General features: G+C 71.1%; 11 protein-coding genes. 9 read left to right on the top strand and 2 right to left on the bottom strand.

Annotated elements, in window-relative coordinates; translation table 11 throughout:
• Nucleotides 1-9 precede the first annotated feature (9 nt).
• From ACIRQP_RS20655 to ACIRQP_RS20640, 4 genes are all read left to right on the top strand, one after another.
• A complete protein-coding gene (locus ACIRQP_RS20655; protein WP_403891974.1) occupies nt 10-804 on the top strand; it encodes a DUF5819 family protein in 795 nt (264 codons plus the stop codon).
• Nucleotides 801-2,219, top strand: coding sequence for an HTTM domain-containing protein (locus ACIRQP_RS20650; RefSeq protein WP_403891971.1), 1,419 nt, complete (start codon nt 801-803; stop codon nt 2,217-2,219). The genes ACIRQP_RS20655 and ACIRQP_RS20650 overlap by 4 nt, the downstream gene beginning before the upstream one ends.
• Nucleotides 2,220-2,320: 101 nt before the next feature.
• Nucleotides 2,321-2,728: a TraR/DksA family transcriptional regulator gene (locus tag ACIRQP_RS20645; RefSeq protein ID WP_403891968.1), complete on the top strand. Its 408-nt coding sequence runs from the start codon at nt 2,321-2,323 to the stop codon at nt 2,726-2,728.
• A gap of 4 nt (nt 2,729-2,732) precedes the next feature.
• Entirely contained in the window at nt 2,733-3,521 is a 789-nt protein-coding gene (locus ACIRQP_RS20640) for a TrmH family RNA methyltransferase (protein WP_403891965.1), read from the top strand.
• Between the two features lie 53 nt (nt 3,522-3,574).
• Here the strand turns inward: ACIRQP_RS20640 and paaN are convergent, their stop codons facing one another.
• Nucleotides 3,575-5,308: a phenylacetic acid degradation protein PaaN gene (gene paaN, locus ACIRQP_RS20635; RefSeq protein ID WP_403891962.1), complete on the bottom strand. Its 1,734-nt coding sequence runs from the start codon at nt 5,306-5,308 to the stop codon at nt 3,575-3,577.
• Nucleotides 5,309-5,524: 216 nt separating this feature from the next.
• On the opposite strand from paaN, the gene ACIRQP_RS20630 reads away from it, so the two are divergent.
• Both ACIRQP_RS20630 and ACIRQP_RS20625 read left to right on the top strand, forming a co-directional pair.
• Entirely contained in the window at nt 5,525-7,048 is a 1,524-nt protein-coding gene (locus tag ACIRQP_RS20630) for a 3-hydroxyacyl-CoA dehydrogenase (RefSeq protein ID WP_403891959.1), read from the top strand.
• The gene (locus ACIRQP_RS20625; RefSeq protein ID WP_403891956.1) at nt 7,045-7,650 is read left to right on the top strand and encodes a TetR/AcrR family transcriptional regulator; all 606 of its coding nucleotides are present in this window, start codon (nt 7,045-7,047) and stop codon (nt 7,648-7,650) included. The genes ACIRQP_RS20630 and ACIRQP_RS20625 overlap by 4 nt, the downstream gene beginning before the upstream one ends.
• A 51-nt stretch (nt 7,651-7,701) precedes the next feature.
• Here the strand turns inward: ACIRQP_RS20625 and ACIRQP_RS20620 are convergent, their stop codons facing one another.
• Nucleotides 7,702-8,241 carry an Lrp/AsnC family transcriptional regulator gene (locus ACIRQP_RS20620; protein ID WP_403891953.1) on the bottom strand — a complete coding sequence of 180 codons (540 nt, stop codon included), beginning with the start codon at nt 8,239-8,241 and terminating at the stop codon, nt 7,702-7,704.
• A gap of 188 nt (nt 8,242-8,429) precedes the next feature.
• On the opposite strand from ACIRQP_RS20620, the gene ACIRQP_RS20615 reads away from it, so the two are divergent.
• From ACIRQP_RS20615 to ACIRQP_RS20605, 3 genes are read left to right on the top strand one after another with little or no spacing between them, the layout of a single operon-like run.
• Complete coding sequence (locus ACIRQP_RS20615; RefSeq protein WP_403891950.1) at nt 8,430-9,656, top strand: thiamine pyrophosphate-dependent dehydrogenase E1 component subunit alpha; 1,227 nt, start codon at nt 8,430-8,432, stop codon at nt 9,654-9,656.
• Nucleotides 9,653-10,657 (top strand): alpha-ketoacid dehydrogenase subunit beta, encoded by a 1,005-nt coding sequence (locus ACIRQP_RS20610; protein ID WP_403891947.1) that lies wholly within the window; start codon nt 9,653-9,655, stop codon nt 10,655-10,657. The genes ACIRQP_RS20615 and ACIRQP_RS20610 overlap by 4 nt, the downstream gene beginning before the upstream one ends.
• The gene (locus ACIRQP_RS20605; RefSeq protein WP_403891944.1) at nt 10,657-12,084 is read left to right on the top strand and encodes a dihydrolipoamide acetyltransferase family protein; all 1,428 of its coding nucleotides are present in this window, start codon (nt 10,657-10,659) and stop codon (nt 12,082-12,084) included. Before ACIRQP_RS20610 ends, ACIRQP_RS20605 begins: the two co-directional genes overlap by 1 nt.
• Nucleotides 12,085-12,124: the final 40 nt, after the last annotated feature.

Below are 12,124 nucleotides of genomic sequence, written 5' to 3'. Positions count from 1 at the left end.
TGGACTTCAATGGTGAGTCGGCGGCCCGTAGGGTGTCAACCGCTGTGGATAACTGACTCTGGAACTGACTGTGGCACCAACGGGGATCGGGGCGGGATGGATTCGTACGACGACGAGGGTGTGCCGGCCGGGCCACCACCGGGCGCGGGGATAGCCGGCCTCTCCCTGCGCTACCAGGTGGTGGCCGCCGTGGCTCTCGCGGTCATCGGGGTGCTGGCCTGCGGTCATGTGGCCCTGGTGTTTCTGCATGTCGCCCCGTCCAACACGCTCACCAAGCAGCACGGCGAGACCGTCGACGGCTGGATCTATCCCGAGTTCGAACAGAACTGGAAGCTCTTCGCGCCCAACCCGCTCCAGCAGAACGTCTCTGTCGAGGCGCGCGCCGAGGTCGAGACCCTCGACGGTGCACGCAGGACCACCGACTGGATCGATCTCTCCGCCGAGGACGGCGAGGCCATCCGCGGCAATCTCCTGCCCAGCCATGTCGACCAGAACGAGCTGCGCCGGGGCTGGGACTTCTTCACCGGATCGCACGACGACAAGAACCGTCCCAACGGTCTGCGCGGGCAGCTCTCCGAGAGCTATGTCCGCCGCATAGTGATGCTGCGCCTGGAGGACCACGATCTGGGCGGTTCCGTGGAACGGCTCCAGCTCAGGTCCGTCACGACCGCCATCGAGGCCCCCTCCTGGAGCACGGAGAAGGTCAACACCCGCCCGTTCTACCGGGTCTTTCCCTGGTGGACGGTGAACGCGTCGGATCTTCCCGGGGGTGTACGGAACGGCCGTACGGAGGCGGGCGAATGAGCGAGCGGTCGGAGCATCTGCGGGACGGTCTGCCGGGCGCGGCGCTGGACGGTCCGCCGGGCGGGGCGCCGGACAGGCCGCCGGGCGCGACGAAGGGCGACCGGATCGGCAAGCGGGTCACCTTCGACCGCTGGGCCGCCCGCGGAATCCAGCGCGTGACCGCCGGCCCCCTCGGCCGGTACCAGAGCGCCGTCGTCCGGATCGGGTTCGCCGGTACCTGGCTGCTCTTCCTGCTGCGCGAGCTGCCTCACCGCCAGGAGATGTACGGGCCCGACGGCCCGTGGGGCTGGGACCTCGCCCAGCAGCTGATCTCCAAGAACGGTGCCTTCACCGCGCTGATGTGGTCGGACAGCACGGTGTGGTTCGAGATCGTGTACGCCATCGCCGTGCTGTCCAGCGTGCTGCTGCTGCTGGGCTGGCGCACCCGCACGATGTCCGTGCTCTTCATGTTCGGGGTGCTGTCGCTGCAGAACCGGTCCATCTTCATGGGTGACGGCGGCGACAACATCATCCATCTGATCGCGATCTATCTGGTGCTGACGCGATGCGGTCAGGTCTGGTCGCTGGACGCCAGGCGCGCGGCGCGTGCCGCCCGCAAGGCGGCCAGTGCCGTACCGGACGGCGACACACCGCAGAGCCTCGTACCGGACCGCGCCGTACCGGACCGCGCCGTACCGGACCGCGCCGTACCGGACCGCGCCGTACCGGACCGCGTCGGAGCGGTCCTGTGGATCGTTCTCGGAGGGTTCCTCGTTATCGGCACCTGGGCGGACCAGGTCCATGTCGAGCTCTGGATGCTGATCCTGTTCTGGGGACTCTGGTTCGTGCAGGGGCTGTGGTGGGCGGCGAACCGGTACGCGCCGGACAGCGAGCCCCGCGCCCTGCTCGACATCCTCGCCAACCTTGTCCACAATGCCGGACTCGCCGTGATCATGGCAGAGGTCTGTCTCGTCTACGCCACCGCCGGCTGGTACAAGATCCAGGGCTCGCGCTGGCAGGACGGCACCGCCCTGTACTACCCGCTCAAGCTGGACTACTTCTCGCCCTGGCCGGATCTCTCCGGGCTGCTCGCCTCCAGCGGCGTCATGGTCATGCTGGTCGGCTACGGCACGGTCATCGTGCAGGTCGCCTTCCCGTTCACGCTCTTCAACCGCCGCGTCAAGAATGTGCTGCTGGTCGCGATGATGGTGGAGCACGCGGGCATCGCCGTGCTGCTCGGGCTGCCCTTCTTCTCGCTCGCGATGATCGCCGCCGACGCGGTGTTCCTGCCGACGAACTTCCTGCGATGGCTCGGCGGCCGGATCGCGGGCCCGTGGGGCCGGTTCTTCCTCCGGCCGGGCAAACCGTTGCCGGAGCAGCGGAGCGAGAGCCCCGACCAGCTCCGGACCCTCGTCGGGCCGGACGGCCGGTCGTGAGAACCCGCACGCACCGGTGATGGCCAGGGTTCCCGGCAGTCGCCGCGCGAGCCGTGCGGAATGCGAGCGTGGCGACGGACGTTCTCGGAGCAATGAATGATGTGCCCCGAGATGTACCTTTTCCGGTCATCGATTACGAGTCCGTCCGTGAGCGGCTGGCGGCGGAACGGGCCGACACGAACGCGCGGATCGCGGCATTGAGCCGTGACTTCGACGCGATCGTCGAGGCGAACGCCCTGGTGGCGGTCGACGACGAGCACGACCCCGAGGGATCGAGCACTGCCTTCGAGCGGGCCCATGTCGCGGCCCTGCTGGGACGGGCGCGTGATCATCTGGTCGATCTGGACCGGGCGCTCGAACGGCTGGAGCGAGGCGACTACGGGCGGTGCGCGGGGTGCGGCGAGCCGATCCCCGCGGAGCGTCTGGAGGCGCGACCGGCGGCGACGACGTGTGTGCGCTGTGCCGGGGCCCGCGAACTGCCTGGTCACAGTGGGCACGCCGTACTCTGAGGCGATGAACGACGCTGATGCCTCCCTCGTCGTACGCGGGTGGCGCGAGGCCGGTCCTGATCTGGTGGTGCTCGACGGCTTCCATGCGCTGAAACACGCGCTCCGGTTCGGGGCGGACGTACGGTCGGCCGTCACGAGCGACAAGGATTCGGCCCTCGCTCTGGCCGCGGAACTCGCCGACGATCTGATCGACGCGATCAAGGAATCCGTCGTTGAGATACCGGCCCACGTCCTGCGGGAACTGGTGCCGCGCGTCCACGCCACCCAGATCGCCGCTCTCGCGGTCAGGCGCCCTCGCCGGACCAACCTGGACGCGCTGTCCGCGCTGCCCCGTCCGTCCCCCGTCGTCGTCCTGGACAACCCGCGCAACCTGGGCAATGTCGGGGCCGTGGTGCGACTCGCCGCCGGGTTCGGGGCGACCGGCGTGATCACGACCGGCGACATGGACCCCTGGCACGCGAACGCTGTGCGCGCCGGCGCCGGGCTCCACTTCGCCACCGCCGTCGAGCGGCTCTCTCCCGATGACTTTCCTCCGGGACCGCTGTACGCACTGGACCCGGAGGGCGACGACATCCGGTCCGTGACCCTCCCCGATGACGCGTTGCTCGCCTTCGGCTCCGAGCGGCACGGGCTCTCGGCAGACGTCCGGAGCCGGGCCACCCACCTGCTGTCGCTCCCGATGCGGCCGCAGGTGTCCAGCTACAACCTCGCCACCAGCGTGGCCATGACGCTGTTCCACTGGGGCGGGGTGGCCGGGGCCCCGGAAAGGCAGTCGGCGCCGCCCGCCCCCTGACCGGCGGGGCTGCGCCCTTCCCTGGGCGCCCGGAGGAGGGCGCCCAGGGCGCCTCAGGCCTGGCGGCGTACCTCCACCGTCCGGAAGCGGTTCGCGACGAACGCCGCGTCGCACAGCGCCGCGTTCGCCGCCGGGTTGCCGCCGGAGCCGTGGAAGTCCGAGAAGGCCGCTGTCTGGTTCACATAGACCCCTCCCGTGAGGTTCAGCGAGAGCTGTGCGGACTCCTCCAGGCAGACGTCCTCGATCGCGCGCTCCGTCTCGCCCGACGTCGTGTACGCGCCGACCGTCATCGCGCCCTTGTCGCGTACCGTGCGCCGCAGCAGCTCCAGCGCGTCTTCCGTCGAGTCCACGGCGACCGCGAAGGACACCGGGCCGAAGCACTCCGTGAGATACGGCAGCTCCGCGTCGGTGGCGCTGCCGCCCCCGGCCGCGCCCTCCCACGCCTTCTCCCAGGACTTGCGGGCGCCGTCGGCCTTCACGATCGCGGGCGTACGGACCACCGCGTCCGGGAAGTCAGGGTTGGTGATCTCGCGCGAGGCGAGCGCGACGTCCCCGAGCCCGCTCGCCGCGTCGAGGCGGGCCTTCACGTCCGGGTTGACCAGCGCGCCCAGGAGCGCGTTGGCGCGGGCGTCGTCGCCCAGCAGCCCGCTCACCGAGGCCGCGAGATCGGCCACCACCTCGTCGTACGACTTCTCGCCCGCGTCCGTCGTGATGCCGTCGCGGGGGATCAGCAGATTCTGCGGGGTGGTGCACATCTGGCCGCTGTACAGCGAGAGCGAGAACGCGAGGTTGGAGAGCATCCCCTTGTAGTCGTCGGTGGAGTCGATCACGACGGTGTTGACGCCGGCCTTCTCCGTGTACACCTGCGCCTGACGGGCGTGGGTCTCCAGCCAGTCGCCGAAGGCGGTGGAGCCGGTGTAGTCGATGATCCGGATCTCGGGGCGTACGGCCAGGGTCTTGGCGATGCCCTCGCCGGGCCGCTCCACGGCCAGGGCGGTCAGATTCGGGTCGAAGCCGGCCTCGGCGAGCACCTCGCGGGCGACCCGGACCGTGAGCGCGAGCGGCAGGACCGCCCGAGGATGCGGTTTGACCAGCACCGGATTGCCGGTGGCCAGGGAGGCGAAGAGGCCCGGGTAGCCGTTCCACGTCGGGAACGTGTTGCAGCCGACCAGCAGCGAGATCCCGCGACCCGCCGCCGTGAAGGTCTTCCGCAGCTCAAGTGGGTCGCGCTTGCCCTGCGGCTTGGACCAGTCGGCCTCGGCCGGCGTACGGATCTGTTCCCGATACGCGTACGCCACGGCCTCCAGACCGCGGTCCTGGGCATGCGGTCCGCCCGCCTGGAACGCCATCATGAACGCCTGCCCGCTGGTGTGCATCACCGCGTGCGCGAACTCGTGCGTACGGGCGCTGATCCGGGCCAGGATCTCCAGACAGACCAGGGCGCGCGTCTCGGGCCCCGCCTCGCGCCACGCGCTCATACCCGCGCGCATGGCGGGCAGCAGGACATCCAGGTCCGCGTGCGGATACTCGACCTCCAGCGGCGGGCCGTAAGGCGAGATCTCGCCACCGGTCCAGCCGTCGGTCCCCGGCTGGTCCAGCTCGAAGCGGGTCCCGCGCAGCGCCTGGAAGGCGGCGAGTCCGTCCGCCGGGGCGGTCTCCCCGTACCCCTTGGGGTGCTCGGGATGCGGGGACCAGTAGGCGCGGGTGCTGATCGCGTCGAGAGCCCGGTCGAGCGTGGGCCGGTGCTTGTCGGAGAGCTGCTGGGGACTGAGCTGGGCGGCGGCCATGACGGACCCACTCCTCGGTCGGGCTGAGCATCAAAGACACGGACAGGGACATGAACTGGCGGACAGAGTTAGAGTAACCGAACGATCGGTCGGGACAAGGGTGCCCGGCGAACCTGTGCATAACTCGCCCGTACTCGTCCGTGACCCGCCCGTGGACAACCCGTCTGTGGATAACTGGCTCACTCAATGGCTCACTCATACGGGAGGATTGCGTCCATGACAGCAATCGAGGCCGGCCGCGTCGTCGCGGTCGTCGGCACCGGCACGATGGGGCAGGGCATAGCCCAGGTGGCGCTGGTCGCGGGCCATCCCGTACGGCTCTACGACGCCGTGCCCGGCCGCGCGGAGCAGGCCGCCACCATCCTCGCGGGGCGACTCGACCGGCTGGTCGAGAAAGGCCGGCTCGACGCCGTGACGCGCGACGCCGCGCTCGCCCGGCTGCACCCGGCCCGGGACCTCGCCGAGCTGGCGGACGCCGCGCTCGTCGTCGAAGCGGTCCTGGAGGAACTCGCCGTCAAGCGGGAACTGTTCGCGGCGCTGGAGGACATCGTCGCGGACGACTGCCTGCTCGCCACCAACACCTCCTCCCTCTCCGTCACGGCAGTCGCGGGCGCGCTGCGCCACCCCGGCCGATTCGTGGGACTGCACTTCTTCAACCCCGCCCCGCTTCTGCCGCTCGTGGAGGTCGTCAGCGGCTTCGCGACCGACGAGACGGCCGCCGAGCGCGCCCACGCGACGGCGCTGGCCTGGGGAAAGACGCCGGTGCGCTGCGCCGACACGCCGGGCTTCATCGTCAACCGCGTCGCCCGCCCCTTCTACGCGGAGGCGCTGCGCGTGTACGAGGAGCGGGCCGCCGACCCCGCGACCATCGACGCGGTCCTGCGGGAGTGCGGCGGCTTCCGCATGGGCCCCTTCGAGCTGACCGATCTGATCGGCCAGGACGTCAACGAGGCCGTCACCCGGTCGGTTTGGGAGTCCTTCTTCCAGGACCCGAAGTTCACGCCGTCGCTCGCGCAGCGCCGGCTGGTGGAGTCGGGGCGGCTGGGGCGCAAGTCGGGCCGGGGGTGGTACCCGTACGGCGAGGACGCCACGCCGAGGGCCGCCGGGCACACGGCGGGGCCGGAAAAGGCGCCCGCGTCCGTCGTCGTGCAGGGCGAGCTGTTCGCGGCGGACGCGCTGCCCGGCCTGATCGAGGAAGCGGGGATCGCCGTCGCCCGCGAGGAGGACGCAGTCCCCGGGTACCCCGGCTGGATCGAACTGTCCGACGGTACACGTCTCTTCCTGGCGGACGGCTCGGCCGCCGACGACGCGGGGATGCCCGTCATCCACTTCGATCTGGCGCTGGACTACCGGGAGGCGACCCGGATCGCCCTCGCGCCCGCGGCCCGGGTGGCGGAGACGGCCCTGAATGAGGCTGTCGGCCTCTTCCAGGCGCTGGGCAAGGACGTCAGCGTGATCGGGGACATCCCGGGCCTGATCGTGGCCCGTACGGTCGCCATGCTCGTGGACTTCGCCCTCGACGCGGCAGCGCGCCAGGTGGCGGCCCCGGAGGACATCGACCTCGCGATGCGGCTCGGCGTCAACTACCCGCGCGGCCCCCTCGACTGGGGCGACCGGCTCGGCGCGCGGTGGGCGCTCGGCACGCTGGAGGCGCTGCACGAGGAGTACCCCACGGGCCGCTACGCCCCCTCCCAGGCACTGCGCCGCCTGGCCGCCGCGCAGGAGGACGACGCGTCATGACCACGGCGAAGCGCGACACGTATACGCCCGAGACCCTGCTGACCGTCGCTGTCCGCGTCTTCAACGAGCGCGGATACGACGGCACTTCCATGGAGCATCTCTCCAAGGCGGCCGGGATCTCCAAGTCCTCGATATACCACCACGTGGTCGGCAAGGAGGAGCTGCTGCGCCGTGCGGTCAGCCGCGCTCTGGACGGTCTCTTCGGGATCCTCGAAGAGGAGGGGACGACGCGCGGACGGGCCATCGGGCGGGTGGAGTACGTGACCCGCCGTACGGTCGAGGTGCTGATCGCGGAGCTGCCGTATGTGACGCTGCTGCTGCGGGTCAGGGGCAACACCCAGACCGAGCGCTGGGCCATGGAGCGGCGCCGCGAGTTCGACCAGCGGGTCGCCGATCTGCTGAAGGCCGCCGCGGCGGACGGCGATCTGCGCGCCGACATGGACATCAGGCTGGCGACGCGGCTGCTCTTCGGCATGGTCAACTCGCTGGTGGAGTGGTACCGGCCGCACGCGCCCGGCGGCTATGACCGCGATCAGGTGGCGGAGGCGGTCGTACGGCTGGCCTTCGACGGGCTGCGCACCGAGCCCCAGCAGGGCCCGTAGTGGTCACCTTCTGAACCCGCAACGGCCTCCTCTTCAAGAGGGGGCCGTTTTCTACGGAAGGGGCCCGTTCAGATCCGTCTCCTCGAACACCAGCAGCGTGCGGGTCGAGAGCACCTCGGGGATGGACTGGAGCCTGGTCAGGACCAGCTCCCGCAACGAGCGGTTGTCCGGGGCGTGCACCAGCAGCAGTACGTCGAAGTCACCGCTGACCAGCGCGATATGGGTGGCCCCCGGCAGCTCCTGGAGCTGTTCGCGCACGGTGCGCCAGGAGTTCTGCACGATCTTCAGGGTGATGTACGCGGACGAGCCCTGGCCGGCGCGTTCATGGTTGACGCTGGCGCTGAACCCGCGGATCACGCCGTCGTCGATCAGCCGGTTGATACGGGCGTACGCGTTGGCGCGCGAGACATGGACGCGCTCGGCCACCGACCGTATCGAGGCGCGGCCGTCGGCTCGCAGGATGCGCAGAATGTCCTGGTCGATGGCGTCCAGTGGGCGCGCCGGAAGCATGGCTTCCGTACCGCCGACGCCTCTCCCGGCGCCGGGCCCGACCCCCACCCCGTCGATCTCGCGGTCCGTGCCGTCGGCCATTTGTTCAGCTCTCCTGTCTCCTCGCCTCCGCGCCATGGACGGCCTGCGTCCATCCCAAGCTGTGGAGAACCGTTTGTCCACAGGCTGGAGTCGCGTGTAGCCAAAATGCCCTGTCGACCGAACAATCGGTAGGTGAGACGTGCCACATTTTGGCACTCGTTCGCCCACTCCCCCGAGGAGGTGCACGCGTGAAGAAAAGCAGTACGTCGGTCCAGGAACTGCCCGGTGCCGCGGGCCACCTGCCGCACCCGCCCCCGGCGTGGCGGCCGCATACCGATCCCGCACCGCTGCTGCCCGACACCGAGCCGTACCGCGTGCTGGGTACGGACGCCGCGGCCGGGGCCGACCCCGCCCTGCTGCTGCGGCTCTACGCCGAGCTGGTCCGCGGGCGCCGGTACAACACGCAGGCCACGGCCCTGACCAAGCAGGGCAGGCTCGCCGTCTACCCGTCGAGCACCGGCCAGGAGGCCTGCCAGGTCGCCGCCGCGCTGGTCCTGCGGGAGCAGGACTGGCTCTTCCCCAGCTACCGCGACACCCTCGCGGCCGTGGCGCGCGGGCTCGACCCCGTACAGGCGCTGACGCTGCTGCGTGGCGACTGGCACACCGGCTACGACCCGCACGAGCACCGGATCGCCCCGCTGTCGACACCGCTGGCCACCCAGCTGCCGCACGCGGTCGGCCTGGCGCACGCGGCGCGGCTCAAGGGGGACGACGTGGTCGCGCTCGCCCTCGTCGGCGACGGCGGCACCAGCGAGGGGGACTTCCACGAGGCGCTGAACTTCGCCGCCGTGTGGCGGGTCCCGGTCGTCTTCCTCGTCCAGAACAACGGCTTCGCGATCTCCGTGCCGCTCGCCAAGCAGAGCGCGGCGCCCTCTCTGGCCCACAAGGCCGTCGGGTACGGCATGCCGGGCCGGCTGGTCGACGGCAACGACGTGGTCGCCGTGCACACGGTCCTCGGAGAGGCCCTGGCGCGCGCCGGGCGTGGCGGGGGACCGACGCTGGTCGAGGCTGTGACCTACCGCATCGATGCCCATACGAACGCCGACGACGCCACGCGCTACCGGCCCGGCGACGAGGTTGAGATCTGGCGCGCGCACGACCCTGTCCGGCTGCTCGAACACGAGCTGACCACGCGCGGGGTGCTCGACGAGGACGGCATCCGGAAGGCCGCGGACGCCGCCGAGACGATGGCCGCGCGGCTGCGCGACCGGATGAACGCCGAGCCGGTGCTCAACCCCATGGACCTCTTCGCGCATGTCTACGCGGATCAGACCGTCCAACTGCGTGAGCAGGCGTCCCAGCTCCGTGCCGAGCTGGACGCCTCGGCCGAGGAAGGCTCCGGGGAAGGGCCGGAAGACGGCTCCGGCGAAGGACCCGGAGAGGGACGCGCGGAAGGATCCGGTGAGGTGCGATGACCACCGTCGCGGTGAAGCCCGCCGCCATGGCGCAGGCGCTGCGGCGCGCGTTGCGCGACGCGATGGCCGAGGATCCCTCCGTCCACGTCCTCGGTGAGGACGTCGGCACGCTCGGCGGGGTCTTCCGGATCACGGACGGGCTCGCGGCCGAGTTCGGCGACGACCGCTGTACGGACACCCCGCTCGCCGAGGCCGGCATTCTGGGGGCGGCCGTCGGGATGGCGATGTACGGGCTGCGGCCCGTCGTGGAGATGCAGTTCGACGCCTTCGCCTATCCGTCGTTCGAGCAACTGATCAGCCATGTGGCGAAGATGCGGAACCGCACGCGGGGTGCGATGCCGCTGCCGATCACCGTGCGGGTGCCGTACGGCGGCGGGATCGGCGGGGTCGAGCACCACAGCGACTCCTCGGAGGCGTACTACATGGCGACCCCCGGCCTCCATGTCGTCACGCCCGCGACGGTCGACGACGCGTACGGACTGCTGCGGGCCGCGATCGCCTCCGACGATCCGGTGATCTTCCTGGAGCCGAAGCGGCTCTACTGGTCGAAGGCCCCGTGGTCGCCGGACGAGCCGGCCGAGGTCGCTCCGATCGGGCGGGCCGTCGTCCGGCGCCGGGGCAGCAGCGCCACGCTGATCACCTACGGTCCTTCCGTGCCGGTCTGTCTGGAGGCGGCGGAGGCGGCCCGCGACGAGGGCTGGGATCTGGAGGTCGTCGATCTGCGCTCACTGGTGCCGTTCGACGACGAGACGGTCGCGGCGTCCGTACGGCGCACGGGGCGCGCGGTCGTCGTCCACGAGTCCACCGGATTCGGCGGACCCGGCGGGGAGATCGCCGCCCGGGTCACCGAGCGCTGCTTCCACCATCTGGAGGCGCCGGTGCTGCGCGTGGCCGGATTCGACATTCCCTATCCGCCGCCCATGCTGGAGAGGCACCACCTTCCGGGAGTGGACCGGGTGCTGGACGCGGTCGCGCGACTCCAGTGGGAGACGGAGAGCTGATGGCCCAGGTGCTGGAATTCAAACTGCCGGACCTCGGGGAAGGGCTGACCGAGGCGGAGATCGTCCGCTGGCTGGTGTCGGTGGGGGATGTCGTCGCCGTCGATGAGCCGGTGGTCGAGGTCGAGACGGCCAAGGCGATGGTGGAGGTGCCCTGCCCCTACGGGGGTGTGGTGACGGCGCGCTTCGGCGAAGAGGGCACGGAGCTGCCCGTCGGGGCGCCGCTGCTGACAGTGGCGGTGGGAGCGTCGGAACCGGCCCACGCCGCGACAGCGACGAAGGCGGCTGCCACGACACAGGCCGCCGCTCCGGCCCCGGCCCCGGCGTCTGCCCCCGCATCCCCTTCGGCAGCCGACGAGACGTCGGGCAATGTACTGGTCGGGTACGGCACGGGCGCGCCGGCGGTGCGCAGGCGCCGGGTCCGCCGGGCGCCGTTGAGCGCGTCCGCCGCTGCGCCCGCCCTCGTTCGTGAACCGGTGTACGGTGCGGCCGGGCCGGTCCCGGTCGTCTCCCCGCTGGTACGCAGGCTGGCCCGCGAGCACGGGGTCGATCTGCGGGAGCTGACGGGCTCCGGGCGGGAGGGGCTGATCCTGCGATGCGATGTCGAGCAGGCGATCCGCCACAGCGCCACCCGGAGCGCCGCGCAGACACCAACCGCCGTCCCCGCCCGGGATCCTGCCACGGCACCGACTCCGCCCCCGGCCCCGGCTCCCGTGGCGGCCTCCCCGTCCGCGCGGCCCGGCGTCACCAGGGTGCCTCTGCGGGGCGTACGCGGCGCGGTCGCCGACAAGCTCACCCGCAGCCGTCACGAGATCCCGGACGCGACCTGCTGGGTCGACGCGGACGCCACGGAACTGCTGGCCGCGCGTACGGCGATGAACGCGGCCGAAGGGGCCAAGATCTCGCTGCTCGCCCTGTTCGCCCGGATCTGCACGGCGGCCCTCGCCCGCCATCCCGAGCTGAACTCCACCGTGGATCTGGCCGCCCGGGAGATCGTGCGCCTGCCCGAGGTGCATCTCGGCTTCGCCGCGCAGACCGACCGCGGCCTGGTCGTCCCCGTCGTACGGGACGCGCACGCCCGCTCGGCGGAGTCGCTGAGCGCCGAGTTCGCGCGGCTGACGGAGGCGGGCAGGTCGGGCACGCTCACGCCGGGCGAGCTGACCGGCGGGACGTTCACCCTCAACAACTACGGGGTGTTCGGGGTCGACGGCTCGACGCCGATCATCAACCACCCCGAGGCGGCGATGCTCGGGATCGGCCGGATCGTGCCCAAGCCTTGGGTGCACGACGGTGAGTTGGCCGTGCGTCAGGTCGTCCAGCTGTCGCTCACCTTCGACCACCGCGTCTGCGACGGCGGTACGGCGGGCGGCTTCCTGCGTTATGTGGCGGACTGCGTCGAACAGCCAGCGGTGCTGCTGCGCACGCTGTAGGGAGACGCTCGATCGGAAACAGGCCACCTCGGATGCTTCG

It is taken from the genome of Streptomyces sp. NPDC102274, assembly GCF_044766385.1.
Taxonomy (GTDB): Bacteria; Actinomycetota; Actinomycetes; order Streptomycetales; family Streptomycetaceae; genus Streptomyces.
This window is presented reverse-complemented; position numbering and strand designations above follow the sequence as displayed.